The organism is Cohnella sp. LGH (genome assembly GCF_017671885.1).
Taxonomy (GTDB): domain Bacteria; phylum Bacillota; class Bacilli; order Paenibacillales; family Paenibacillaceae; genus Cohnella; species Cohnella phaseoli.
Genome location: NZ_CP072117.1, coordinates 1,539,547 through 1,564,955 on the forward strand (window position 1 = coordinate 1,539,547; position 25,409 = coordinate 1,564,955).

Genomic DNA, 25,409 nt, shown 5'->3' on the forward strand with positions numbered 1-25,409 from the left:
TGCTCCGTCTCCGACGGGGGCAGAGCAAGTTGATGTACGTCAATTGATCCGTCGTTGTTTATTGCCGGGACAAGTCGTTTCTTCCCGCAATTTGACTCTTCATGGTTATGGAGACATGCGGGCAATCATAAGTTATACATGAGAGTTTTCGTATGTACCTCCATAGTGAGGTATTTTTTTATGGAGCCGAAAGCAGAATCGGGGTTTGGAGGGAGGGGAGGTTGACGATGAGAAAAAGGAAGCTCCCCAAGCATTGTTACTTCTGCAAGAAGATCCTTCGTTCGTGCTGTTGTCCACACCGCAAAAAACAAAAGAAGCATAGGAGAAAGCATCCCAAGCCTTCTCCTCCCAAACCTATTCCTCGACCGACTGGTATAACCGGTCCGACAGGCCCTACCGGCCATACGGGATCGACGGGTCCAATGGGATCGCCCGGTTCGAGAGGTTTGATGGGCTTCCGAGGCATGAACGGCGATCCCGGTGAAACCGGGGCTACTGGAGCTACGGGGACTACTGGCGTTACTGGGGCGACCGGTGCGACGGGGCCTCCTGGACCCGCCCAGGGAGCCACTGGCGGAACCGGCAATACAGGTGCCACCGGGGTGACCGGAGCGACCGGTGTGACGGGACCACCTGGACCCGGCCAAGGAGCCACTGGCGGAACCGGAAACACAGGTGCCACCGGGGTGACCGGAGCGACTGGCGTCACAGGCCCCCCCGGTACGGCAGTGACAGGGCCGACTGGAGCTACCGGTAGCACGGGAGCTACTGGAGCAACTGGTGGCACCGGTAATACAGGAGCTACAGGTAGCGGAACAACAGGGGCGACCGGTGCTACAGGAGTGACGGGGGCAACCGGTCCGTCCGGAGCCACTGGACAAACAGGGGATACTGGCGTCACAGGTTCCACCGGGGCGACAGGCAGCACTGGCGCGACTGGGGCTACGGGTGATATTGGAGCGATTGGCGCAACCGGAACCACCGGCGCTACTGGTTCTACGGGTTCTACTGGCGCTACTGGGGCAACCGGGGGTATCGGTGCGACTGGAGCTACCGGGACTACCGGAACTACTGGTTTTACTGGAACTACTGGCGGCACCGGAGCGACTGGAACCACTGGCCCCACCGGAGTTACTGGTTTTACAGGTGTCACTGGCGTCACGGGTTTCACTGGTCCTTCAGGCAACACAGGAGTGACCGGGGCGACTGGCGTTACTGGCACGACTGGAGCTACCGGGGCGACTGGCAATACTGGCCCTACTGGAAACACTGGCAACACAGGGCCTACCGGTACTACAGGCAATACAGGTGCGACCGGGGTAACTGGGGCTACTGGAACTACTGGAACTACTGGAGCTACCGGAACTACGGGCTCGACTGGAGCCACTGGTGCGACTGGCAATACCGGCTCTACTGGAAACACCGGCAACACGGGTTCCACCGGTCCTACAGGCAACACAGGTGCAACCGGGGTAACTGGGGCTACCGGAACTTCTGGAGCTACTGGAACTACGGGCTCGACTGGAGCCACTGGTGCGACTGGCATTACCGGCTCTACTGGAAACACCGGCAACACAGGTTCCACCGGTCCTACAGGCAACACAGGTGCAACCGGGGTAACTGGGGCTACCGGAACTTCTGGAGCCACTGGTGCGACGGGCAATACTGGCCCTACTGGAAACACTGGCAACACAGGGCCTACCGGCCCTACAGGCAATACAGGTGCGACCGGGGTAACTGGGGCTACTGGAACTACTGGAGCTACTGGAACTACTGGAGCTACTGGAGCTACCGGAACTACGGGCTCGACTGGAGCTACCGGAACTACGGGAGCTACTGGAACTACGGGCTCGACTGGAGCTACCGGAACTACGGGAGCTACTGGAACTACGGGCTCGACTGGAGCTACCGGAACTACGGGAGCTACTGGAACTACGGGCTCGACTGGAGCTACCGGAACTACGGGAGCTACTGGAACTACGGGCTCGACTGGAGCCACTGGTGCGACTGGCGTTACCGGCCCCACCGGAGTCACCGGACCAACCGGAGCGACCGGTGTCACTGGCGCAACTGGAGCAACCGGGCCAACTGGAGCAACCGGAATCACATCCGCCACTGGAGCTACGGGCTCTACAGGCTCAACCGGAGCTACAGGCGTTACCGGGGCAACCGGCGCTACGGGTACGACGGGCAGTACGGGACCAAGCGTATTGGCGGACGGCTTCTCGGCTTCGCGCGCTCCGAGCACGATTGCTACAGGCACCCAACTTAACAACTGGACGACAACCGCTCCTTATTATCCGGGCGCGGGATTCGACCCGACGACAGGAACCTATACGGTGCCGGTTACAGGCAGATACGCGATTAAAGCAACCGTCAGTTACACCACGGTCGCTGCTATCGGCATTCAGCTAGGATCAACCATCAACCCTTCCTTCGTCGTCAGGCGCACAAGCGATGGAACCGATTTGATTACAGGTTTATTCCCGTTACTGAACACCTCCATTACCCTTCTTACCCTTCGAGTCATTCTAGGCAATGCAACGGTTACAATGGCGGGAGACGTCACGCTGAATGCCGGAGACACCATCGCCATCCTGTACGTCAGCACCGGGCTTACAATCAACTTAAACCTGGGCGGACCCAACGCTTCGGCCACCGTCTGGTCGATGCACAGATTAACTTGACGCGAAGCTCCATCCAATTTATCGCAGGAGCAAACGAACTTCCCTGAACCCATAGGAGGAATCGCATGATTACGATTAGCCTCTGCATGATCGTCAAAAACGAAGAGCAAGTTCTCGAACGCTGCCTGGACTCCGCAGCTCCGCTTGTCGACGAGATAATCATTGTGGATACAGGTTCCACCGACCGCACGAGAGAGATCGCCCTGCGCTTCACGGATCGACTGCTTCATTTCGCCTGGATCGACAACTTTTCCGCAGCCCGCAACTTCTCCTTCGATGCCGCCACACAGGACTACATCCTATGGCTGGATGCCGACGACGTAATTACTCCCGACAACCAGCAGAAGCTGCTAGATCTAAAACGGACGCTCAGCCCCGATACCGATTCCGTCTCGATGATCTATGAGCTGAGTCGAGACGAATACGGCAACGTCGCCCACAGTCTAAGACGCAATCGTTTGGTCAAAAGATCCAATCGTTACAGTTGGCAAGGAGCGGTGCACGAGGTGCTTATTGTAGGCGGGCATATTGTAACAAGCGATATCGCCGTCGCTCATTGTCCATTAACCGATGCGGACCCCGGCAGAAATCTACGCATCTACAGCCAGCGGGAAGCGCAAGGATTGCCGCTGACGCCACGCGACCGACTCTACTACGCCCATGAACTGCTGGAGGCACAGCAATACCGCCAAGCTGCCGCTCATTATGAGCGATTCCTTGACGAGGGGGAAGGCTGGATCGAGGATGAGGTGACCGCGTGCAGCAAGCTTGCGGATTGCTACCACGCGCTTGGAGAGGCGGAGCAAGAGTGGAACGCGATCTGCCGCGCTTTCCGCTACGATACGCCCCGCCCCGAGTTTTGCTGCCGCATCGGCTTCAGCTTGCTGCATCGGGGCAAATACGAAGCCGCCGCCCATTGGTACAGATTGGCGATCGAACTTCCCGCACAGGAAAAGTGGGCGTTGGAAAACCACGCCTGTAGAACATGGCTCCCTCACTTGCAGCTATGCGTCTGCTACGACCGGATGAAGCTGCACGACCTGGCCTACGCCCATAACGAAATCGCCCGAACCTATCGTCCGGACGATGCGGCCATTTTACAAAACAAAGCTTACCTGGAACCGTTGGTTTCCCGACAAGACAGCGCTTCAGATAACCAGGAAGCCGGATAATCGTCAGCCGTTCTCGCTCCATTCGACCAAACGAGGATTCGCATCCATAATCGATTCGTATTGAGCTTTGCTTCCATACGATCCGTCGGGGTCCGACTCGCTATAACGCTCATACTTGCGCCGCCTCTCTGACTCCTTAGCCCACCCCATGTGCTTGAGTCTGAACGGACTGATCGCATTCGGCAAGGAAAAAATGTTCCACGGCATTCTGCCGCAATGCACAGGCGTTTCCGACCACACGGCGGGGAAATGCGGGCGATACCTTACCAGCAGCGGCCTATATAATCCGTGACTGTTCCAATGCTCATCCTCCCGGTATCGGCAATCGTCCCAAAAATCGTAAATGCGGAAGCTGTAAACGTCGATTTCTTCCTGCTCAAGCATGGCGGAAAGCCCATCCTTAAAACGATCCTCAAACCATTCGTCCGCATCGAGCACAAGCACCCATTGCGGGTTTAGCTTCGCCGCTTCCGCCCATTGCTGCTGTCTAAGCTCATACTCGTTGCCAAATTTCGGCTCGTCGTTGCGAACGATCCTCAAGGGAATGCCCGCTAGCGCCTGTCTACAGATGTCCGCCGAGCCGTCCGTGCTCCCATCGTCGATAATAGATGCCGCATCGATATAATCCTTGCAGCGCGCAAGCATCTCTCTCAAATGGCCTTCCGCTTCATTTCGCATCGTCATCGACAGCAGCAGTCTCGGCCTGGAATCGTCTTCGGCAGCCCCGCGCCCCATATTGCGCCAATGAACGCGCTGCGCGGGCAGCTTCCCGATATCCGAGATCCGATATAGATGCAGAGCCGGCAGCGTCGTATCGACAAATAAATCGAAGCCGAGACATTCCGCCCGGATGCAAAAATGGCGATCCTCTCCCCATAGGGATAGATTGCGTATTTTGCGAAAAGACAGATCAAAGCGCAGCGCCTCCGAGCCGATCAGCGTGCAGGCCCCGAGCCCGCCTACTTGGTACAGTCCGGGAGTTCGGAGCATCGCAAGAAATTCATTCGTTCTTCGCTTGATTTCAGCATCCGACAGCAGCGTCCCCGGCTCCCTGGACACCATATCGTATTCGTCGCTTAACCACACCTGAGGCAGCGGAGCGGTTCCCGGCTGCCACTGCGTCCAGAAAATTTCGCTGACGATCGGCTTTCCCGTCTCCAGCAGGCGGAGCAAAGTCCCAGGATGAAGAACGATGTCCGAATCGACCAGCAGCAAGGCATCTACGCGTTCGTCCCTTGCCTGCCGGATAAATCCGTCCTTGGATTTGGCTACTCTCCATACAAGCATTTCGTTCCATATATGCGTATTCTCGTTACATTGAAAAGGGATTTCCGCACTCCGATCGGCTTGTTCGATCTTCGCGGAAATCCCTTTTTGCGCTTGCATAGCTTGAAAGCTCTTCAACAGCTCGGTCGATGCCGGGTCGTCGTTGTCATCGACCAGTCGGAAAATCAGCTCGTGATCTCCGCCGTCGATCGAAGCCAATCCGTGCAGAAATTCGGTCAATATGTCCGGTCTGCGCCGAACCGGGCTTGCGATCATGATTTTGAGCTTTTCCATGAATCTCCCTCCCATGCTCGCCGGCTTCGGAAGAAACTCGTTCTTCCTTAACCTTTATGCATGGAGGAGGCAATCGATTCCTAAGTTGTCGGCGTCGCTACAGCACGTCCTGCAACATCTTCTCCCATTCCTTGCGCTCCACAATGCCCTCGATCCGATGGCGGACAACGCCGTCACGATCGATAATAAAGCTGACCGGATATCCGGTAATTTTGTACAGGTCTCCGGCTACGCCCTCCGCATCGGTCAGAACAGGAAACACGAAGCCCTGCTCCTTCACGAATTCTTTGGCCGATCTCAACCTGTCGTAATTGGTGGCGTTAACGGCATACAGATCGAGCTTATCCTGATGATCTTCATAGATCGCCTTAAGATCCGGCGCCTCCACCTCGCACGGCCCGCACCAGGCCGCCCAGAAATTAACGATCAGAGCTTTGTCCCGCTTCCCCCCGACGCTGAAGGACGTCGTTCCATCCAGCGAATCGAGCGTAAACGCTGGTGCGAAATGATTCGCCTTCGGCGCCGGATCTGCCGGAATTTCGCCGGCCGACTGCCCGTTCGCTCCCGCCGCCTTACCGGAGGAAGCTCCGCGCCCGCTTTCGTCCCATATCCACACTCCAGCAATCGCAATGACCGCTATTGCCAAAATAATCAGGTTTCTTTTCATGGATTCCTCAACTCTCAAGTTCAAGATATTACCCTTATCTTACCCCATTTCCAAGGAACCTTCCATGACTCAGACGTGTCGGAATGATGAACATCTCCTTCCATCCACCCAACGCATATCGCCTCAAATGCAAGGGAACGTTAACTGAACCAGCGACAGCAGGTTGAACGAGTAAAAGCTGCCGTTTAAGGAGGAAACAGGAAGTGTCCGCAACCACGAAATCCAGAAGCAGACTGTCCGTCACCTTCACGAGCGACATCGGCGCAGACGCCGAGAGACCGGAAGCTCAATCTTCCTCCGGCGGACAAGGCAAACCCAAAAGCAAAATACGCCAGTACATCGCTCTCTCTACCGTACCGCTCGTACTCGTGCTCGGCAATTCCATGCTTGTCCCAATCCTCCCGACGCTCAGAAGCGAGCTGGGGATCTCGCAATTTCAAACGAGTCTGGTCATCAGCTTATTTTCCGTATGCGCCGCCCTGATCATTCCGATCGCCGGCTATTTGTCGGATCGCTTCAGCCGCAAAGCTGTGATTATCCCCTCTCTCATCGTGTACGGCAGCGCTGGCGTGCTTGCCGGTTTCGGAGCGATCTGGGATTCGTACTCCGTGCTGATTGCCGCGCGAGCGCTGCAGGGCATCGGAGCGGCCGGAACCGCGCCGATTGCGATGGCGCTCGTCGGAGACTTGTACAAGGACGGCCAAGAGAGCCAGGCGCTCGGCTTGATCGAGGCCTCCAACGGAGCCGGAAAGGTCGTCAGTCCGATTCTGGGCTCGCTGCTTGCGCTGATCGTCTGGTATGCCGCCTTTTTCGCGTTTCCCGTCTTCTGCCTCCTCTCCCTGCTCGGCGTTATTTTTCTCATCAAGGAACCGAAACGTCAGGACGAACCGCAACCGATCTCGCAGTACCTGCGCTCCGTCAAACAAATTTTCGCCGAACGCGGCCGCTGGCTGATCTCCTCGTTCTTCGCGGGATCGCTCGCTCTGTTTATTTTGTTCGGGGTGCTCTTTTTCCTGTCGGACATTTTGGAGAAACCTCCCTATTCCATCGAGGGCGTCCGAAAGGGCTTTGTCCTCGCCATTCCGCTGTTCGGAATGGTCACGACCGCTTACATCACCGGCACGGTCATCCGCAAAAACGGCGTGCTCATTCGCTGGCTCATGAATATCGGACTCGCCCTGATGGTCGTCTCCTTGGCGCTCACGATCTGGTTTAACAGCAATCTCTACGTCTTTATCGGGCTGCTGACGATCAGCAGCATCGGCACCGGTCTGCTCCTGCCCTGCCTGAACACGATGATTACCGGAGCTGTCGAGAAGGCGGAGCGCGGGATGATTACGTCGCTATACAGCAGTCTGCGATTTTTCGGGGTCGCCTTCGGCCCGCCCCTGTTCGGGTGGATGATGGGCAAGTCGCATACGATCGTGTTCGTGACGGTATCCGCGTTGTCGCTGATCGCGCTTGCGCTGGTCTTCTTCCTGGTTAAACCCGGCAAGCAGGTGCAGTAGCAAGTTGCCAGCGCCGCCCCCTTCATTCATACTCAGTGTGATGAGGAGAGGGGAGACGGATGTGGAGGTCAGATTAGACGCCGATTTGGAAAAAGGGCTCGTGCATGCGCTGCGGAACCGCCTGCCCTACGAGGCGTGCGGAGTGATCATGGGGACGGTAACAAGCGGCATTATCGAAGCAAGCGAGTTCCTTCTCATTCGCAATGCTGCCGGTCACCCGGCAGCTCATTTTTCTTTTCACCCCGAGGACTGGATCGCAGCCTTCTTCGAAGCGCAAAAAAACCAACGCGAGATCGTCGGTTTCTTCCACAGTCATCCATCGGGAACGATCGTTCCCAGCGATAGCGATCTTGCAGGTTTCATTCCGTGGAGAACTTATTGGATTATCGGGCTGACCGAAGCCGATCACGAGATCGGCGTCTTCGCGCGCGAATCGGACAATCACTGGACCCCGATTCCCCTGTGGGTCGTTAATGACGGCTTAAATACGCATACAGCTCTCCCAGCGTCGTCACCTGCCGATCCAAAATAGAACGGAGAAATTTGAAATAAAGCTTGGCGGTCATAACCGAATCATGAAGCGCATGATGCCGCTCCGTCACAGGGACGCCGTAACGTTCGAGCACCTCGTCCAAGCCATAATGAATCGCCTTCGGCTCCAGCCACTTGGCGATCATCATCGTATCGATAATCCGATGCGTCAAGTTTACCTTCGAGGTGCGCCACAGCGCGCTGCTCAAAAACTGCTTGTCATGGCCGCTGCCGTGCGCAATCAGCACTTTCCTGCCGATATAACCCATAAAGTCGTGCAGCACCTGCATCAAATCCGGCGCATTTTCGGCCATCTCGTTCGTGATCCCGGTCAGTTCTGTAATATGACGCGGAATTTTGCGCTTCGGATTGACGAGCCGATAGAACGGCTCGACCTCCTCGAACTCTCCCCCGCGGATTAAAACGGCTCCCACCGAAATAATCTCGTCGCCATTGTACGGATAAAACCCCGTCGTCTCCAGATCGAACACGACCGCTTCCATCTCGGCAAGCGGTAGAGCTAGCGCGCTTTCCTTGCGTTGCTCCCTGGACATCGAGCGAATAAAAGCCATTTGCTGGGCGTTGGCCGAGCCGAACATCGACGCAATCGCCGGGGGAAGCCCGCCCATTTTGTACAAGTTCCACATTCGTCCTCGCGCATTCGTATCCTTGGGCTCCTTCACTTCGCTCTCCCCCCGCCAAGCCGGATCGGCAACTCCTTCTGTACTTTACGTTGAATGTTTTTGCCGACCTTCAGCGCCTTCTTCAGAGGAGCGACCATCTCCTTCGTCAGTTTGCTCGCCGGAAGCTTTCCCGTGCCTACGAGCCGCCCGCCTTCCATCGTCGTAGACGTGAAATGCCGCAGTTTAAGAAAGAGTAGGAAAGCTTCCCTTGTCTCCTCTGCCTCGGACGGATTCAGCCATCCTTCTCCAAGCAGAGCGTCAATCCGCCGTAAAGTATTGGTCTCCTGAATGCCGGCGCGCATTGCCAGCAAGCGAAAGGCGTTAACCATCGGAATATAGGCCCCGTACTTGATGTCCAGGCCACCCGCATTCTCCCCGTATCTCTCTGTCAGCAGCTGTCCGAATACGCCGACAAGAACTTTGTGGTGCAGCGTATTGTCCAGCATTCTGCGCTCGATGACCGGGTGGCCGAGCAGGTCGCCGAAATATCGGCTGCGCAGTTGATTCGCCAGACCGGCATCTCCCCATATCGCTCGTCCGTCGGCAGCTATGAGCAGATAACGAACGTTTTCCCAGCTCGGTTCCGCGAACCAGCCTGCAATCCGCTTCGTCCAGCCCGTTAGCGGCAAGCACCATACCGGATTGGATGCGATTACGTTGCCTTCGCATGGCGGATAGCCGATTGCGATCAAATATTCGACCGCCGTTTCGGCCAGCTTCAGAAAGTAACTCCGATTAACCTCCTCCTCCGCTTCATCTCGCGCATCTTCATAGACCAGGCCGCTGTCCTGGTCGCTATGCATGGTCTGTTCCAGCCTACCTCCGCTGCCGTAGAGCATATACGCATAAGGCACGGGAGGGGCTCCAAGCCCCGACCGTGCCAAATCGTTTTCCGCCAGCGCCAGCACCCGGACAATCAACGCATCGTGCAGTTCATTTAGCGCAGCGATCGCCTCTTCGACGGGCAAGGAGAAGAAATCGGCCTCCAATCGCCGCTGCCCCTTCTCCCTTGCCGTCTTCAACTGTTCGAGATTGCCGGCGCAGTCGATGTCCGGCCAGCGCTTTTCCGCTTTGGGACTGTCCATGCGTCTATCTCCTCCTGACTTAAGCAGCGTTTACAGGGACGTGTTCGCTTTTTTTAATTGTTCCGGATAACCGTAGGTACCGTGTTCGCTCAAGTCAAGTCCGATAATCTCTTGCTCCTCCGTCACGCGGAAGCCGATCGCCTTTTTCACGACCCACAGCACGATGAAGCACGCAACGAAAGCGAATCCGCCGGCTACAACGACCGATTCTACTTGAACCCACAGCTGCTTCCAACCTCCGCCCTCGAACAGGCCCGCTTGGCCGACGCCGACTTTAGCCGCCAGCTCTTCCGTAGCAAACAAACCATTCGCCACAGTGCCCCAAATCCCTGCTGCGCCATGTACGGACAACGCATAGATGGGATCGTCGATTTTCATTTTTTCGAAAAACTTGGCACTGAAGAAGACGAGCACTCCGGCAACGAGACCGATAACAACTGCAGCCCACGGATCTACGAAGGCGCAAGAGGCCGTGATCGCCACCAGACCGGCTAGAGCGCCGTTCAGCGTAGCGGTAATGTCTGCCTTACCGTTCACAAGCCAGGAGATCAGCAGCCCCGCCACAGCGCCTGCGGCTGCGCCCAACTGCGTATTAAAAGCCACGAAGCCGAAGAAACCGTCGCCGATCGAAACCGTGCTGCCCGCGTTAAAGCCAAACCAGCCGACCCATAAAATAAGCACGGACAGAGCCGTAAACACTTGATTGTGCCCAAGAATCTCATTCGCCGAGCCGTCCTTGTTGAATCGGCCAATGCGGGGTTTAAGCAGAATCGTAGCCGCCAGCGCTCCTATTGCGCCTGTAAGGTGAACGACGGTGGAGCCGGCGAAATCCTGCGCTCCGTCTTCCGCGAGCCAGCCGCCGCCCCAGATCCAGTGAGCGACAACCGGGTAGATAACCGACACGAAGAACAAGGTGAAGATGAGATAAGAGGACAATTTCGCTCTTTCCGCGAATCCGCCCCAGGCGATCGACAGCGATACGGCTGCGAAAGCGAGCTGGAAAACGAAGAAGATCGAGTCGGGCAGGCTGCCGTCGGTCACCCCGTTAGCCGGACTGAAGAAAAATTGGCCAAATCCGATGAATTTGTTCAACGTCTCCGAAGCTTCCCCGCCGAACGTAATTCCGTAGCCAACTGCCCAGTAGACAATCGAGGCAAGGCCCACCGTAAAGATCGTTTTGCCTGCGACGTGTCCGGCGTTCTTCATCCGAGTCGATCCGGCTTCGAGAAGAATAAATCCGCCTTGCATGAACAGGACCAGAATCGCCCCCAACATAACCCATAGAGCATCGAGCCCCATATTCAGCTGTGTCGGCGACGGGTCCTCCGCAAATGCGACCGTCGGAAATAGTACCAGCAATGCGCCGATCGATAACAAGCTTTTCTTCAACATAACGCCCACTCCTCTTAGTGTTATATAATATGACATAACAAGAAAGTAATAATGTCATTATAGAGGGTGATATCGGGTTTGGATAGATGTAATTTTGTATAAAAGTTTGTGTTTTTACGCATAACCCCCTTTCACCTTGGCCGTTTTCATTCTTTCGTGTAATGTATATGTTATATATTTGCAGCCTGCGTCGTAAGACGGACACCACTTGAAAGCATCACGTTTGACTGTATGGTTGGGGATTCTGTATGATGGGAGTAGACTTCGCGAGCAAAAGGGGGATAACGATGCGTAAAAATCAGCACGCCGCCGAACGGCTATTCCGGATCGGAGAGCTTTCCTCTTTGGCCGGAATCAGCCCGCGGACGATCGATTACTACACCAGTATGGGGTTGCTGCTGCCCGCCAAACGTTCTTCAGGCAACTATCGCTTGTATGACGAAGAAACGTTGACCCGGCTGCGCCAAATCGAACAACTAAAGGCTCAGAAGTTCTCGCTTGAGGAAATTAGAGAGCAGTTTGTCTCGCACAACCGCGTTGCGACAGACGAAGCCGTCAACCGCAAGCTTGCCGACCTCCAGATTCATCTCGCTCAACTGGAGCGGGAGGTTAAAGAGCTTGAGCCGGTAATCGAGCAGTTAAAGCCACGGCAAGCCAAAAAACTGTACCAAGCCATTACACCGCAAACCGCAGCTTGCGTCGAGGCTCTTCTGCTTCTTTTGGGGAAAAGTAACTTCATGTAAACAAGTTACCCTAATGGAGGTTCGAACATCATGTTCTTTCACCCGATGGATTTCGTGATCATCATCGCCTTCCTGTTATCCGTGTGGGCCCAGTTCAGGGTCAAAGGGACTTTTAATCGCTGGTCCCAGGTCCGTGCCGCAAGCGGCCTGACCGGCCGCGAGGCGGCGAGAAGAATGCTGGACCTCAATGGCCTGCACGACGTTCCCGTTGAACCGGTGCGAGGCGCGTTATCCGATCATTACGATCCGATCGCGCGAGTCGTAAGACTATCCGAGCCCGTCTACTCGGAACGTTCGATCGCCGCGATTTCCGTCGCCTGTCACGAAGTCGGACACGCCATTCAGCATCAGCATTCTTATCCGATGCTTGTGCTGCGTCACCGGATGTTCCCGGTCGTTCGCTTCGCATCCGGCATCGCACCTTTCCTGCTGATCGCCGGCTTCCTGTTCCACTCGCTTAACATGATCGGCTTCGGGATCATCTTCTTCTCGGCCGCGGTCGCCTTTCAACTCGTCACCTTGCCCGTGGAGTTCAACGCAAGCTCAAGGGCGCGGGATCTGATGGTCGCGGAAGGTTTTATCCACCGCGACGAAGAACGCGGAGTCGCCAAGGTGCTGAACGCCGCCGCGCTGACCTATGTCGCCGCCGCACTGATTTCTCTGCTTGAGCTCGTCAAATATATTCTGATTTTCACGAGCAGCAATCGGGATTAACCCAAATTCTAAATAAAGGGCAGCCTCGGATCGTTCGCAATCCCGAGGCTGCCCTTTTGATATTATCCAACTATAGCGACTCATAATCGTTCTTAAAAAAATCGATCAGGAACGAATGAAAGATCTGTACGACAAGCGGAAGCTTCTCCGAGGATCTATGAATCAGGCCAACCGTTCGAGTGACTTTCGGCTCGCTGATTTTCACGACGGCCGGCATCATCGAACTCGTCTCGTACATCGCCATCTCCGGCAGCAGACTGACGCCCATGCCGGCCGCGACAAGCCCGCGAATCGTCCCCGACTCCTCGCCTTCGAACCCGATTTTCGGCGTAAACCCCGCCTCCTTGCAGGCATCCCACACGATCGGGCGCAACGAGTAGCCGTTGCCGAACAACACAAACGTTTCATCCTTCAACTCGCTCAGATTAATCGCCGGTTTTTTCGCTAACGGATGGTTGATCGGCAGAATCGCGTACAAGCTTTCCGTCAGCACGACTTCCCCCGTCACCTGTTCGTTGTTTTCCGGATACGGAGAAATAAACGCGATGTCCACTTCGGCGTCAATGACATCCCGGATGAGGGAAGGATACATTCCTTGCCGGAAACGAAATTTAACGTTAGGGTGCAGCTTACGGAAAGCGGCCACAACTTGAGGCACGAGGTGGATACCCAGACTATGAGGAAAACCAAGCCGAATCTCTCCGACCTCAGGGTCGAGAAACTCGTGAATCTCCATAACGGCACGGTCGAGATCCCCCAGCAACGCTTCCGCTCTGCGAAGAAATAGCTGACCGACAGGCGTAAGCTGTACGTTGCGTCCGCGCTGCATGAACAGACGCACGCCCAACTCCTCCTCCAGACGATGAATCTGTCTGCTTACGGCCGACTGCGCCACATGAAGCTCCTCGGCCGCTTTCGTCACATGCTGCAGCCGTGCGACCTGTACGAAATATTCCAATTGTCTCAGTTCCACGCGACCACCCCTTTCCGCAACCGTCAACTCCCAAGGATTGGACAATGACGTTCCATAACGATTATAATAATTACGGCAGACCTTATCAATGAAGGAGGATTTCTTCCCATGTCCCAAGAACGTACCGTTTCTTTCAAGAGCAGCCCGATTACGCTTGTCGGCCCCGAGTTGAAGGTCGGCGATTCCGCGCCAGATTTCACGTTAAACAAAAACCTGCTCGAAACTTCCTCCCTGAAGGATTTTGCAGGCAAGGTTAAGCTCGTCAGCGTAGTTCCTTCGATTGACACAGGCGTATGCGACGCGCAAACTCGTCGTTTTAACGAAGAAGCCTCCAAGCTGGGCGAGAACGTTGCCATTCTGACTGTCAGCGCCGATCTACCGTTCGCGCAAGCTCGCTGGTGCGCTGCAGCCGGCGTAGATCGCGTATTCCTACTGTCCGACTATAAGGAGAACAGCTTCGGTAAAGACTACGGCGTGTTCATCAAAGAATTCCACCTGGACATGAGAGCGATCTTCGTCATCGACACGAACGACCGCATCGCTTATATCGAAGTACTGAATGAAATGACCGAGCACCCGAATTATGAAGCGGCGATCGAAGCTGTCAAGAACCTTCTCTAAATCGCAAACCCGAACATGACAAAAGCGAGGACAGGCCAGACGCCTTTCCTCGCTTTATTAATGTCGTCCGAAACGCGCGCGCCTCTCTAAGCTTTATAGCTCGACAGCTTGCGATCCAGCACGCTGTAAATCTCTTGTATGTTGCGGTAGTTGGATCCAAGATCGCCGAGAGAGCCGCGGGAAGCCGAGTAAATATCGACTGCCGTATTGCCTGGGCTTGTACCAACCAACTGGATCGTAATATCCATTGTCCGCCCGGCCATCGACTTCTTCTCCATCACGATTTCCCCAACCGTCTGAACTTCGTGAAGCACTTTGTAGCCCTTCATTTTCTTCAGAATAGAGCTGATCTCATCCCAAGCGCGATCTTTCGAAAGGCGATAATAATGAGATTTAAGCTTGGGGTCTTTCGCCTTGTCGCTCGTATGTTCATGACTGCGAATCAATCCGATCAGAATCCGCTTCAAACGCTCTCTCTCCCTCCGAGTACCTTTGGCGCTACATTCTATCATATCACGCCTTACCCGGGGATTAAAGACCCATAGACGGAAAAAACCCGCCCTTGCCGTCCGACGTGCATGTTTCTGAACCTGCTTTAGCAGGTGGGTGCCCGCAGCCCGGTTTTTGACTTCCCTTTTCGAGGGCCTGTCAGCCGCCTGGCAATGTAGAGCTCCCTGGAAACAAACATTGGTTCAAAACAATGAAGCGCCGTAACGCACAGGGCAGGAATATCCCCATTATAAGCAGGCAAAGCGCAAAAGTAAAATGTTTAGTCTTGGGATTTCTTCTCTAGGTTTACACTCTTGTCTTCTTCGCTTTCATCATCGGACTCTTCGTCAGATTCGCTCTCGGCTTGTTCCTTCGCCAACATCATCTTCTGAATGACAATGTTGAAGTTGAAGAAGGTGTATACCGCGATGATGCTTCCGAAGAAGAAGGGCAGCAAAAAGGTGAATCTCATGCTGATGGCGATAACGACCACCGCTCCAATCGCCATGGCAAGCGAACGAAACGGGCGTCCGATCGTCAGTATAAGCGCATTCTTGAACAGTTGAATCGTTTTCATATGAAAATGCGACAACAAAGAGAAAAAGTGCAACATAGATATAAGCAACAACAGCATCAAAGCGATAAAGAGGTAGGCCAAAATCTGAAATCCGCTGATCTGTTTCAGATAGACTTGGAAGTCGATGATCAGAATCGCGAACAGCAGAGCATAGACAATACCGCCTATCATCGCCTGAACGTAGTTTTGCTTATAGTTGCGGAAAAAGGTTTTGAACAGCGGTACGTCAACGTCCCCCAGCACCCATTTCCGGGCAACCGAGAACATCGCCGAGGTTGACGGAAACAGGGTGAAAGGAGCCGCGATCGCCATCAAAATAACAGCCGAGATGAGGGAGCCGCTTGCGGCGTCTCCCTCAGCCTGCGTGCTGATGAAAGGCGTAATAAACAGAAACCAAAAAGGAAGAGAAGTGAGAAGCCATAAAACGTTAATAACCGACAGCCTCATAATCCATTCGGATATTTTGTAGAAGCCGCCCATCATGCCCCGCATTTCCATGGGGAATCCTCCCTGATGACTGTTGTTCGCTATGCTGCTGCGATTAGACCTTTACGAAATCTTCGTTCTGCGAGCGATTGCCGCGGTAGTCGTCTTTCCGCTCCGGACGTCCGCCGCGATTGTCGCGATAGCCGCCTTCGTCCCGGTTGCCATTGCCACCGCCACTGCCACCGTAACGATTGCCGCTGCCGTACGGTTTGCGTCCGCCGTTGTAGCCGCCAGGGCCGCGATCTCCGCGTCCTTGACCGCTCTGGCGCCACGAGCCCGAGCCGCCGCCTTGACCGCCGCTGCCGCCGTAGCGACGACCGCTGCCACCGCTGCTGCCGTAGCCGCCGCTGCGTCCGCCCTCGAACTTGCGCTTCTTCGAGCGAACCGGATCTTCGGGGGTCAATTCGATATTAACGTCTTTCTTGTCGCCGTTGAGCAGCTTCATAGCAGCAGCCAGCAATTCGACGGAATCGTATTGCTCCAGCAATTGCATCGCAACCCATTTGTAAGGATTGACTTCCTCATCGGAACGAACGGTTTCCATAATCCGCTCGGCAAGAACTTTCTGTTTGCCTTCCATCGCTTCGGACAGGGTCGGCAACATCTTCTTGGAGATACGGTGACGGGTCACCTTCTCAATGAAGTGAAGATGATCGGTCTCGCGGTGCGTGACGAAGGACCAGGATGTTCCCTCTTTGCCTGCGCGACCCGTACGGCCGATCCGGTGAACGTAGCTCTCAGGATCTTGCGGCAGGTCGAAGTTGATGACGTGGGTAACGCCAGATACGTCCAGTCCGCGCGCAGCTACGTCCGTAGCCACCAGAATATCGATGCTGCCGTCGCGGAACTTGCGCATAACGGCGTCACGCTGATTCTGAGACAAATCTCCGTGCAGGCCGTCGCAAGCGTATCCGCGCTTCATCAGCGCTTCGGACAGCTCGGCTACGCGGCGCTTCGTACGACCGAAGATAATCGCCAGTTCAGGCGGCTCCATGTCGAGCAGGCGGCACAGTCCGTCGAACTTCATGCGCTCCTGGATTTCTACATAAAACTGTTGGATCGAAGGTGCGCTGAGCAGCTTCGATTCGACTTTGACGTGCTCAGGCTCGCGCAGGAATTGCTGAGCCAGCTTCTGGATGTTCGCCGGCATCGTCGCCGAGAACAGCAGCGTCTGACGCGCTTCGGGAACGAGCTTCAGGATCGACTGAATGTCTTCCATAAAGCCCATATCCAGCATTTCGTCCGCTTCGTCCAGAACGACCGTCTGCACGTCGTCGAGCTTGATCGTCTTGCGGTTGATGTGGTCGAGCAAACGACCGGGAGTTCCGATAATAATCTGCGGCTTCCGTCTTAGAGACCGGATCTGACGTGAGATGTCTTGACCGCCATATATAGCCAAGGAACGCAGTCCCTTGAAACGTCCAAGCTTCTCAATTTCTTCCGATACCTGAATCGCGAGTTCGCGAGTCGGCGCCATAATCAAAGCGACAATGCGGTCTTCCGATGCTGCAATCTTGCTGATCATCGGGATCCCGAATGCGGCTGTTTTGCCTGTGCCCGTCTGGGCCTGCCCGATCATGTCTTTGCCTGCGATGGCAACGGGAATAGCTTTCGCTTGGATTGGGGTCGCCTCTTCAAATCCCATCTCCGATATGGCTTGAAGTACATCCGGCTCCAAACCAAACTCTGCAAATGTGCTCAAACTTTTTCAATCTCCTTCTGTGTTGGGCCTTCAACTTACGGCTTCCAAAAAAATGATCAGTTCATTATAGCACACCCCTGCTCTTAACTCCAGTCATAGGAAAAGAGTGCCATTATGTTGAATGAGCGCTTTTTCCCAAGGGGAACCTAAGGCCTACGTCACCGCGACCGTTCTCGCGCGCGAGTTGTTAATGAGGAGTGCTTTCATGAGGAGACTTGCCGTAATCGGCCCCGTATTTTTAATGATTCTGAGCGCTGCCATTGTCGGCTTCGGCTTTCAAATGCTGCTTATACCGGAAAAGCTGCTCAGCAGCGGAGTGTCCGGCGTCGCGATGATCGTCGGTTACATGACCGGTTGGAACATCGGCTTGCTGTATTTTGCCCTGAATGTCCCGATTTTGTTCTGGGGCTACCGTGTCCTGGGCAAACGATTCATCGCGCTCAGCATCGTCACTGTTGCCGCCACGTCGTTTTTCCTGCAAATTATTCCCGAAATCAAATTAACGGACGACCGCCTGCTCGCCTCCGTATTCGGCGGCGTACTCGTCGGCTTGGGTACGACAGGAGCTCTTCGGTTCGGAGGCTCCTCCGGAGGGTTCGACATTGTCGCATCCATCATTTCGCGTTACCGCAATCTCCCCGTCGGCCTGCTGATCGTCGCGCTCAATACGATCGTCGTGGCTGCCCTCGGCTTTCTGAAGGACGATTGGAACGCCGCCCTTTATTCTATGCTATCGATCTACTTAACGGGAAAAGTAATTGACGCCGTACATACGCCGCATCACAAGGTGACCGCTTTTATCGTCACCAATCATACGCAAGAGCTCGCCTCCAGACTGCTCCGGATGCCCCGGGGAGTCACGATCATCAGAACGCGAGGCGCGTTCACCAGCGAGGAACGGGATATGCTAATGACGGTCGCAACCCGCTTCGAGTTGGCCGAGCTGCGCAAAATGATCAAGGAGGTCGATGCCAAAGCGTTCGTCAACGTCGTCCAAACGGTCGATGTGATCGGAGATTTCCGCAGAAGGTAACTTCGACCAGCGAAAATTCTGGGTTATTCAGCAAAATACTACAAAATACCTGTGTCTACTCCCCCCTAACTCGTTTATAATCTTGTTACAGAGCTTATGGGGAGAGAATAGTATGAGTATTTTTTTGACGTTTTTCCTGTTGTTGAACAATATGTTCGGAGGCGGAGCTTCGACCGGCCATTCGTCCGCCGGATTGTGGAGTTCGTTAGTGGGCGCCTCGCATCAGCCCGCGACGCCCGGCAGCGAAGAGGGAGAGCCTCCGTCCGGAATAAGCGGCGATCCGCAGCCCAACGCACCGGTCGTTAAGGGCATCTACGTAACGGCTTACAGCGCAGGCGGAGAGAGGATGGCAAGCTTGCTGGATCTGCTCGACCGAACCGAGCTCAATTCCATGGTCATCGACATTAAGGACGATCTCGGCAACATTACCTACAAGACGAGCAATCCGAAGCTGCAGGAGCTGGGCAATCCGCAGCCTTATATCAAGGATGTCGACAAGCTGATGACCACATTGAAGGAGCATGAGATTTATCCGATCGCGCGCGTCGTCGTCTTTAAGGACAGCGTGCTCGCCAAATCGCATCCCGAATATTCCTTCGTTCAGAAGGACGGCTCGATCTGGCAGAACGGCAACAAGGACAAATTCGTCAACCCTTACCGCGAAGAAGTATGGGAGTACAACGTCGAGGTCGCCAAGGAAGCCGCCAAGCTCGGCTTTAAGGAAATCCAGTTCGACTACGTCCGTTTCCCGGAAGGCTTCGAGAAGAGAGCAGACAGCCTGAAGTTCACGAAGAACGAACAAAGCCGAGTGGACATTGTGAGCGGGTTCGTCGAGTACGCCAAGAAGGAGCTGGAGCCGCTAGGCGTGAGAGTATCCGTCGACATCTTCGGCTATGCCGCCTCCGTCCCTGCCGCGGAAGGCATCGGACAGGACTTCGTGAAAATTTCCAGCGGCGTGCACGTCATCAGTCCGATGATCTATCCGAGCCATTACAGCACTGGCTGGTTCAAGCAGAAGGATCCCGACAAAGCGCCATACGAGACGATCAAGGGCGCGATGGACGACACGCACAAGAAGCTGGAGCCGTTAGGCGAGGATAAGCCGATTATCCGGCCGTGGATTCAGGATTTCACCGCCAAATGGCTCGGCAAAGGCCACTACACCCCCTACGGAGCGGCCGAAGTTCAAGCTCAGATCAAAGCGCTCAACGACAGCGGGGTTGAAGAATTCTTGCTCTGGAACGCCGGCAACCGCTACTCCGAAGGCGTTAAATATTAAGCTGCACTCTATTCATTCATCCATAGCAATAAGTGCTCCAGCGCCTCTTTTATTGGCGCTGGTTCTTTTTTAATGCGCTGCTTCAGCTTTTTGGCGCCTCCGAAAATCCGATACAAAACAACTTCGCGCTGATAGTCCTCTATATTTTCCAACTCCCTAATAAGCGCGGACAGTAGGTCCGGCTCGTATAACGCCAGCTCCTTCAGCGGCTTCGCCGATTCGTTGGAGGCGAGCAGAACGGCGACAAGCACGGGCATCAACTCTGGCGATAGGCCATGCGCCTCTATGAGGGCCTCGGCATAATGGTCCTGCACGGACTGATGCTCTGCATCGACAAGCGCCATATAGCTTTCAACGAGCGGAAAATAGTCGGTGCTGTAAAGCCCTAACCCGAACACCGCATAGGTTCCGGGCATAGCCGATTTTTCGCTCGGCTCTACGTCTCCGTACCACGCATATTCCTCCATGGCCGCTTGCGCATACTCCGCGATCAATGAGAACAGGGCGGGATACTCGAAACCATTCGCAAAAAACTGATGCAGCTTTGATTTCGCCAAATTTTTAACGGGCAAAAGATTTTTCGCTTTGCTTTTTAACGTCAGGTGATAGCCCTTTGGAAAGCCCTTTGTCAAAAGGTCGATCAAGTAACTCAGCGCATCGCGGTAAGCCGACTCGCTTTCCTTCACGATGCGAATTTCTATCGTCTGCAAAACATCGTTGGCCGTTCCTTGGAACGCCTCGGTTGTGCGCTTGCTTTCGTAAAGACCGCTCCCTTGGAGCAAATAATCGGCAGCCTTCTGCGAGCCAAGCAGTTTGGCAAGCTCAAGATACTGCCGACGGGTATTCGGTTCCTTTTGCCCTACTTGCAGCGCCGCATAGACAAAGAAATCCAGCTGCTCCCGGGCAGGCGGTCGATGTGCGCTCCCTTCCTTTAGCGCCCATTCCCTTGAGTACTCCCCCGTTTTTTCGAAATGCTGCGTTAAAAAAAGCTCCTCTGCCCAGTTCTTAAGCGCTCTCGTATAATCGTAGATCCACTGGTCATAACGTTTTTTGTTGGCACGATGCTTGTCCAGCAGGCGGCTAATGAGCGGATCGATTTCCTCTTCCGACTGGTTAAAGAAATGGGGATCGATCAAACGCTGGGCAAAGAAAAACTCATCCTTTTCACTTGGACGCATCGGCAGCTCCGCCATCACTTTTTTTTCAATAAATGAGGACAGCTCTTGCTTCGATTGTTCCAGCTTGCGCTCGTTCATCAGCTCCTCTTGATAGTTTATCAGGCCTCCGTCGATCTCGAATTCCATTATCACCTGAAAGTGATAATCAAAAAATCGGGGTCCATACTGCTCGGATTGAAACAGCTGATCCATTCGGATACATAAAGCCGAGAAAAGCTGCTCCACCTGGGCCGCTTCCGTAATTTCCTCTATGTAGGGCCCGGCTTCCGCTTCATAGGAGTCGTCGCTCCAGCTAAACGGCTCATAGATATCGATGTAAAGAGCTTTATGTCGGCTTTTCCCTTTTTTCCACGACACCCTTAAATAATTGAACACCCCTGCCTGCAGACGGCTCCAATCTTTGACGTCGTTTAATCTTTGGCTTTCCAGTTGATAAACCGTATCCAGCTTGCCCCATACGTCCGCGATGAAATGCTCGGCATGCTGCTCCATCGTAGCTCCTCCTTTGAGAAAACCTCCCGCCGAAACTGCCGTTTTAGCGAGAGACCCGTTCCTATATGATTGTTTTTACGACCAATTCTGCTCGATCCTCTCCGTATGTTATGTTACCAGTTTTACACCAGCTCTTTAACGGGAATAGGACTCATTTTGCTTTTTAGGCTTTTCGGCTTATAGGATCATTTTCATATATGCCAAGAGGGCCGCCGTGTCGGCGACCCTCCTGCGTTCTTGATCAATATCGCTATCGCTTGCCCTGATAATACGGTTCGCCCAAGGCTCCGGGAGCTCTCGCGCGCCCTACCGCGCCGACAAGTACCAAAATGGTCAGCACATAGGGCAGCATGTAAATAAACTCCGACGGAATGTGCGAAGTGAAGTCGAACAACTGCAGCACGTTGTTGATCGATTGCGCGAAGCCGAAGAACAACGCCGCCCCCATCGCTCCGAGCGGGTTCCATTTGCCGAAAATAACCGCGGCCAATGCGATGAACCCTTGTCCGGAAATTGTATTGTGCGAGAACGAGCCCGTTGTCGTCATCGCGATCGTAGCTCCGCCAATGCCGGCCAGCACGCCGCTCAACAACACGGCCGTGTACCGCATGCGCAGCACCTTGATCCCGACCGTATCGGCCGCGCTCGGATGCTCGCCGACGGAACGCAGCCGTAGGCCAAACGCCGTTCTGTACAGCATGTAGTATATTGCTCCGACAAGAATTATCGCCAAATACGTCGTCGGATAAGCGTTAAACAAACCGTCTCCGATAATCGGAATATCCGACAGCACCGGAATTTTCACCTTATGAAACACCTCGTTGACGAGCGTGGTTTCTCCGGCTCCTTCGAACAGCAGTTTGACAAGATACAAGGTCGAGCCGCCCGCGATAAAGTTGATGACAATTCCGCTGACGACCTGATCGGCCCTGAACGTAATCGTCGCCACTGCGTGAATGAGGGCGAACAGCACCCCGAAGATCGCACCGGCGATAACGCCGATCCACGGAGACGCACCTCCGTAGCCGGCTTCCTGCGCCTTGTAGGCCGCGACAGCCGCCGCGAACGCTCCAGCGGTCATCAACCCTTCCAGCCCGATGTTCACGACGCCCGAGCGCTCGGAGAGAATACCGCCAAGCGCAGCCAAGATCAACGCGGTCGAGAACACGAAAGCGGTATTCAGCATATGCCCAATCGTTGCCGCATCCATCTAGATCGCCTCCTCTTTGCGTTTCTTCCCGGATATCCGCTTCAGCAGCCAGCGGATAATGCCTGGAGCGGCAACGAAGAAAATGACCGAGCCGATGACGATGCGGATAATTTCCGGGGGTACGTCCGCTCCGAAGCTCATGCCGGCGGCGCCATACGACAGAACTCCGAACAAAATCGCGCCCAGCAATACGCCCAGCGGATTGTTGCCTCCGAGCAAGGCAACGGCGATGCCGTCGAAGCCGTGTCCGGTATGACCTGCGGAGATGACCTGGTTGTGGAATACGCCAAGCACCTGGAACACGCCCGCCAAACCCGCGAGCGCTCCGGAGATGAACATCGCCTTAACGACGCCCTTGTTTACGCTGATGCCCGCATAATTGGCCGCATCGGGATTCGAACCGACCACTCTAAGCTCGAAGCCTTGCTTCGTGCGCCACAGGAAATAATAGAAGAAAATGACGCCGAGCAGCGCAAAAGCCGTTCCCCAATGCATGCGCGCGTCGTCCATAAACCGGGACAGCCAGTCGATCGTCGCGGAAGCCGTATCGTCCACCATATACGATCTGCCCTTGCCCGGTTCGAGCAGGAAACGTCTCACAATATAGTTCGCCAGATGCAGCGCGATCCAGTTCAGCATGATCGTCGTAATGACCTCGTTCACACCTCGAGCCGCTTTCAGATAACCGGCGATCATGCCCCATAGTCCGCCTACCAGCGCGCCGACGATAACGGCCAGCGGCGCATGAAGGTACCAGGGGAGGTGCACGGTGACGCCGATGACGGTCGCGCCGGTCATCCCCATGATGTATTGGCCTTCGGCGCCGATATTGAACAGTCCCGTACGGAAAGCGAACGCGACCGCAAGCCCGGTGAACAGAACCGGGGTAATTGCCGTTAGCGTCTCGCCGAAGTCGTAGCGGTTGCCGAACACCGTCTCCAGCAAGGAGCGGTAAGCAAGAATCGGATCGTAGCCGCCGATCAGCATTATAATCGCTCCGACAAGCAAACCGAGCAAGATGGCGACAAAGGGGACAAGCGCAGAATCTTTCGTAACCACCTTAATCAGCTTGTTCATTGCCCGCCCCCCCTTGCTTCTGCTTGAAATCCGTCATCATCAGGCCGAGCTCCTGATCGTTCGTCTCGGAAGGCTTGACTTCCCCGACGATACGACCCTCGTAAATGACCGCGATACGATCCGATAGCTGCATAATTTCATCCAACTCATACGAGACGAGCAGCACCGCTTTGCCCATATTGCGCTGCTCCACGAGCCGCTTATGGATAAATTCGATAGCGCCTACGTCCAGTCCGCGAGTCGGCTGCGCCGCAATGAGGACCTCGGGATTCTTGTCGACTTCCCTGGCGATGATCGCCTTCTGCTGGTTGCCGCCGGACAATGCGCGCGCATCCGTCATAATAGACGGTGTCCGCACGTCAAAGTCTTTGACCAGACGTTCGGCGTGTTTGCCGATCGCTTCGTAATCGAGGAATCCCCGCTTGTTGAATTGAGGCTGGTAATACGTTTCGAGCACCATGTTGTCCCGGACGGGAAAATCGAGCACGAGCCCGTGTTTATGCCGATCCTCCGGAATCAGGGAAATGCCCGCCTCGGATATGGCCCGAGGCTTCTCGCCGACAACGTCCGCGCCTGCGACCTTGATCGATCCGCTCGAGACTGGACGGAGTCCCGTCAGCGCCTCGATCAGCTCGCTCTGGCCGTTTCCTTCGACTCCCGCGATCCCCAGAATCTCGCCGCGCCTCAGCACGAACGACGTTCCGTTCAGCGCGTTAAGGCCTTGGCGTCCTTTAACGACGAGGTTATCGACTTCCAATATCGGCTCGCCGAGCACGGCAACCTTTTTGTCGAGCTTAAGCGACACTTCCCGACCGACCATTTTCTCGGCCAACTGATTCGGATTAGTGCCTGCAACCGGCAAGCTGTCAATGACTTTGCCTCGACGCACGATCGTCACGCTGTCGGCAATCGCCATAATTTCCTTGAGTTTGTGAGTGATGAGCACGATCGACTTGCCCTGCCCGACAAGATTGCGCATAATGACGAGCAATTCGCCGATCTCCTGCGGCGTCAGCACGGCCGTCGGCTCATCGAAGATAAGAATGTCCGCTCCACGATAAAGCGTCTTCAAAATTTCGACCCGCTGTTGCATCCCAACCGATATTTCATCAATCTTCGCATAAGGATCCACATTTAAACCGTACTGTTTCGATAACTGATTTACTTTCTCGTAGGCCTGTTTCTTGTCTACCGCAAGTCCCATCCACTTCCGGGGCTCGCTTCCGAGAATGATGTTCTCAGTGACGGTAAAAGGGTGCACAAGCTTAAAATGCTGATGCACCATCCCGATGCCCAGTTTAATCGCTTTGTTGGGCCCGTCTATGACGACTTGCTGTCCATTGACGAAGATCTCCCCTTCTTCCGGCTGATACAGCCCGAACAGAACGTTCATAAGCGTCGATTTGCCCGCGCCGTTCTCGCCGAGGAGGGCGTGAATCTCGCCCTTCCTCAGCTTGAAGTTGACGCTGTCATTGGCGACGATGCCGGGGAAACGTTTCGTAATGTTACGCATTTCTACGACTGTTTTCGCCTGTTCCATAGTCGCACCC

Annotated in this window: 22 protein-coding genes and 1 other RNA gene; 9 read left to right on the top strand and 14 right to left on the bottom strand. The window is 54.8% G+C overall.

The annotated features are described in order from the left end of the window. Window positions 1-449: 449 nt before the first annotated feature. Together J4772_RS06085 and J4772_RS06090 are read left to right on the top strand one after the other, a co-directional pair. On the top strand, window positions 450-2,687 hold the full coding sequence (locus J4772_RS06085; RefSeq protein ID WP_247741034.1) for a beta strand repeat-containing protein: 2,238 nt from the start codon (window positions 450-452) through the stop codon (window positions 2,685-2,687). A gap of 65 nt (window positions 2,688-2,752) precedes the next feature. Beyond that, on the top strand, window positions 2,753-3,859 hold the full coding sequence (locus J4772_RS06090) for a glycosyltransferase (protein ID WP_209074555.1): 1,107 nt from the start codon (window positions 2,753-2,755) through the stop codon (window positions 3,857-3,859). Window positions 3,860-3,862: 3 nt separating this feature from the next. Here the strand turns inward: J4772_RS06090 and J4772_RS06095 are convergent, their stop codons facing one another. After that, window positions 3,863-5,419, bottom strand: a complete 1,557-nt coding sequence (locus tag J4772_RS06095; RefSeq protein WP_247741035.1) for a glycosyltransferase family 2 protein — start codon at window positions 5,417-5,419, stop codon at window positions 3,863-3,865. 97 nt (window positions 5,420-5,516) lie between these two features. Continuing rightward, a complete protein-coding gene (locus tag J4772_RS06100; RefSeq protein ID WP_116059054.1) occupies window positions 5,517-6,086 on the bottom strand; it encodes a TlpA family protein disulfide reductase in 570 nt (189 codons plus the stop codon). Between the two features lie 203 nt (window positions 6,087-6,289). Here J4772_RS06100 and J4772_RS06105 point away from each other — a divergent pair, with 203 nt between their 5' ends. Both J4772_RS06105 and J4772_RS06110 read left to right on the top strand, forming a co-directional pair. Beyond that, window positions 6,290-7,594, top strand: a complete 1,305-nt coding sequence (locus tag J4772_RS06105) for an MFS transporter (protein WP_209074557.1) — start codon at window positions 6,290-6,292, stop codon at window positions 7,592-7,594. Between the two features lie 61 nt (window positions 7,595-7,655). Beyond that, window positions 7,656-8,126 (top strand): M67 family metallopeptidase, encoded by a 471-nt coding sequence (locus J4772_RS06110; RefSeq protein WP_209074558.1) that lies wholly within the window; start codon window positions 7,656-7,658, stop codon window positions 8,124-8,126. On the opposite strand, the gene J4772_RS06115 is transcribed toward J4772_RS06110, so the two are convergent. From J4772_RS06115 to J4772_RS06125, 3 genes are read right to left on the bottom strand one after another with little or no spacing between them, the layout of a single operon-like run. Beyond that, on the bottom strand, window positions 8,065-8,808 hold the full coding sequence (locus J4772_RS06115; RefSeq protein WP_371822825.1) for an exonuclease domain-containing protein: 744 nt from the start codon (window positions 8,806-8,808) through the stop codon (window positions 8,065-8,067). The two genes, J4772_RS06110 and J4772_RS06115, sit on opposite strands and share 62 nt — an antisense overlap. Then, on the bottom strand, window positions 8,805-9,893 hold the full coding sequence (locus J4772_RS06120; RefSeq protein ID WP_209074559.1) for a DUF294 nucleotidyltransferase-like domain-containing protein: 1,089 nt from the start codon (window positions 9,891-9,893) through the stop codon (window positions 8,805-8,807). Before J4772_RS06120 ends, J4772_RS06115 begins: the two co-directional genes overlap by 4 nt. 30 nt (window positions 9,894-9,923) lie before the next feature. Further along, complete coding sequence (locus J4772_RS06125) at window positions 9,924-11,285, bottom strand: ammonium transporter (protein WP_209074560.1); 1,362 nt, start codon at window positions 11,283-11,285, stop codon at window positions 9,924-9,926. A 287-nt stretch (window positions 11,286-11,572) separates the two neighbouring features. Between J4772_RS06125 and J4772_RS06130 the strand changes: the two genes are divergently transcribed. After that, window positions 11,573-12,028 carry a MerR family transcriptional regulator gene (locus J4772_RS06130; RefSeq protein WP_116059059.1) on the top strand — a complete coding sequence of 152 codons (456 nt, stop codon included), beginning with the start codon at window positions 11,573-11,575 and terminating at the stop codon, window positions 12,026-12,028. Window positions 12,029-12,058: 30 nt separating this feature from the next. Beyond that, window positions 12,059-12,742 carry a zinc metallopeptidase gene (locus J4772_RS06135; protein WP_116059060.1) on the top strand — a complete coding sequence of 228 codons (684 nt, stop codon included), beginning with the start codon at window positions 12,059-12,061 and terminating at the stop codon, window positions 12,740-12,742. A 70-nt stretch (window positions 12,743-12,812) separates the two neighbouring features. Here the strand turns inward: J4772_RS06135 and J4772_RS06140 are convergent, their stop codons facing one another. Beyond that, window positions 12,813-13,715 (bottom strand): glutamate biosynthesis transcriptional regulator GltC, encoded by a 903-nt coding sequence (locus J4772_RS06140; protein ID WP_116059061.1) that lies wholly within the window; start codon window positions 13,713-13,715, stop codon window positions 12,813-12,815. 108 nt (window positions 13,716-13,823) lie between these two features. Between J4772_RS06140 and tpx the strand changes: the two genes are divergently transcribed. Then, window positions 13,824-14,336 (top strand): thiol peroxidase, encoded by a 513-nt coding sequence (gene tpx, locus J4772_RS06145; RefSeq protein WP_116059062.1) that lies wholly within the window; start codon window positions 13,824-13,826, stop codon window positions 14,334-14,336. 86 nt (window positions 14,337-14,422) lie between these two features. On the opposite strand, the gene J4772_RS06150 is transcribed toward tpx, so the two are convergent. The 4 genes from J4772_RS06150 to J4772_RS06165 form a co-directional block, all read right to left on the bottom strand. Next, on the bottom strand, window positions 14,423-14,848 hold the full coding sequence (locus J4772_RS06150) for a DUF1499 domain-containing protein (protein WP_116059063.1): 426 nt from the start codon (window positions 14,846-14,848) through the stop codon (window positions 14,423-14,425). A 37-nt stretch (window positions 14,849-14,885) separates the two neighbouring features. Beyond that, window positions 14,886-15,068: non-coding RNA, 6S RNA (gene ssrS / locus J4772_RS06155), on the bottom strand. Window positions 15,069-15,105: 37 nt separating this feature from the next. After that, window positions 15,106-15,900, bottom strand: coding sequence for a YesL family protein (locus tag J4772_RS06160; protein WP_116059064.1), 795 nt, complete (start codon window positions 15,898-15,900; stop codon window positions 15,106-15,108). Between the two features lie 43 nt (window positions 15,901-15,943). Beyond that, entirely contained in the window at window positions 15,944-17,590 is a 1,647-nt protein-coding gene (locus J4772_RS06165; protein WP_116059065.1) for a degradosome RNA helicase CshA, read from the bottom strand. 205 nt (window positions 17,591-17,795) lie between these two features. On the opposite strand from J4772_RS06165, the gene J4772_RS06170 reads away from it, so the two are divergent. Together J4772_RS06170 and J4772_RS06175 are read left to right on the top strand one after the other, a co-directional pair. Further along, the gene (locus tag J4772_RS06170; RefSeq protein ID WP_116059066.1) at window positions 17,796-18,623 is read left to right on the top strand and encodes a YitT family protein; all 828 of its coding nucleotides are present in this window, start codon (window positions 17,796-17,798) and stop codon (window positions 18,621-18,623) included. Window positions 18,624-18,735: 112 nt separating this feature from the next. After that, complete coding sequence (locus J4772_RS06175; protein WP_209074561.1) at window positions 18,736-19,902, top strand: putative glycoside hydrolase; 1,167 nt, start codon at window positions 18,736-18,738, stop codon at window positions 19,900-19,902. Between the two features lie 8 nt (window positions 19,903-19,910). Here J4772_RS06175 and J4772_RS06180 read toward each other — a convergent pair whose 3' ends face one another. The 4 genes from J4772_RS06180 to J4772_RS06195 all read right to left on the bottom strand — a co-directional run bounded on the left by J4772_RS06180 (window position 19,911) and on the right by J4772_RS06195 (window position 25,399). Further along, window positions 19,911-21,572 carry a DUF6138 family protein gene (locus J4772_RS06180; RefSeq protein ID WP_209074562.1) on the bottom strand — a complete coding sequence of 554 codons (1,662 nt, stop codon included), beginning with the start codon at window positions 21,570-21,572 and terminating at the stop codon, window positions 19,911-19,913. 250 nt (window positions 21,573-21,822) lie between these two features. Continuing rightward, window positions 21,823-22,782 (bottom strand): ABC transporter permease, encoded by a 960-nt coding sequence (locus tag J4772_RS06185; protein ID WP_209074563.1) that lies wholly within the window; start codon window positions 22,780-22,782, stop codon window positions 21,823-21,825. Continuing rightward, window positions 22,783-23,859, bottom strand: a complete 1,077-nt coding sequence (locus J4772_RS06190; protein ID WP_209074564.1) for an ABC transporter permease — start codon at window positions 23,857-23,859, stop codon at window positions 22,783-22,785. Further along, a complete protein-coding gene (locus J4772_RS06195) occupies window positions 23,843-25,399 on the bottom strand; it encodes an ABC transporter ATP-binding protein (RefSeq protein ID WP_209074565.1) in 1,557 nt (518 codons plus the stop codon). The genes J4772_RS06190 and J4772_RS06195 overlap by 17 nt, the downstream gene beginning before the upstream one ends. Window positions 25,400-25,409: the final 10 nt, after the last annotated feature.

Coding starts and splice junctions, on each gene's coding strand:
- J4772_RS06170 (WP_116059066.1), top strand. CDS start 17,796: ATGAGGAGACTTGCCGTAATCGGCCCCGTATTTTTAATGATTCTGAGC.
- J4772_RS06180 (WP_209074562.1), bottom strand. CDS start 21,572: ATGGAGCAGCATGCCGAGCATTTCATCGCGGACGTATGGGGCAAGCTG.
- J4772_RS06095 (WP_247741035.1), bottom strand. CDS start 5,419: ATGGAAAAGCTCAAAATCATGATCGCAAGCCCGGTTCGGCGCAGACCG.
- J4772_RS06090 (WP_209074555.1), top strand. CDS start 2,753: ATGATTACGATTAGCCTCTGCATGATCGTCAAAAACGAAGAGCAAGTT.
- J4772_RS06195 (WP_209074565.1), bottom strand. CDS start 25,399: ATGGAACAGGCGAAAACAGTCGTAGAAATGCGTAACATTACGAAACGT.
- J4772_RS06130 (WP_116059059.1), top strand. CDS start 11,573: ATGCGTAAAAATCAGCACGCCGCCGAACGGCTATTCCGGATCGGAGAG.
- tpx (WP_116059062.1), top strand. CDS start 13,824: ATGTCCCAAGAACGTACCGTTTCTTTCAAGAGCAGCCCGATTACGCTT.
- J4772_RS06160 (WP_116059064.1), bottom strand. CDS start 15,900: ATGGAAATGCGGGGCATGATGGGCGGCTTCTACAAAATATCCGAATGG.
- J4772_RS06100 (WP_116059054.1), bottom strand. CDS start 6,086: ATGAAAAGAAACCTGATTATTTTGGCAATAGCGGTCATTGCGATTGCT.
- J4772_RS06125 (WP_209074560.1), bottom strand. CDS start 11,285: ATGTTGAAGAAAAGCTTGTTATCGATCGGCGCATTGCTGGTACTATTT.
- J4772_RS06185 (WP_209074563.1), bottom strand. CDS start 22,782: ATGGATGCGGCAACGATTGGGCATATGCTGAATACCGCTTTCGTGTTC.
- J4772_RS06150 (WP_116059063.1), bottom strand. CDS start 14,848: ATGATAGAATGTAGCGCCAAAGGTACTCGGAGGGAGAGAGAGCGTTTG.
- J4772_RS06120 (WP_209074559.1), bottom strand. CDS start 9,893: ATGGACAGTCCCAAAGCGGAAAAGCGCTGGCCGGACATCGACTGCGCC.
- J4772_RS06135 (WP_116059060.1), top strand. CDS start 12,059: ATGTTCTTTCACCCGATGGATTTCGTGATCATCATCGCCTTCCTGTTA.
- J4772_RS06190 (WP_209074564.1), bottom strand. CDS start 23,859: ATGAACAAGCTGATTAAGGTGGTTACGAAAGATTCTGCGCTTGTCCCC.
- J4772_RS06085 (WP_247741034.1), top strand. CDS start 450: ATGGGCTTCCGAGGCATGAACGGCGATCCCGGTGAAACCGGGGCTACT.
- J4772_RS06175 (WP_209074561.1), top strand. CDS start 18,736: ATGAGTATTTTTTTGACGTTTTTCCTGTTGTTGAACAATATGTTCGGA.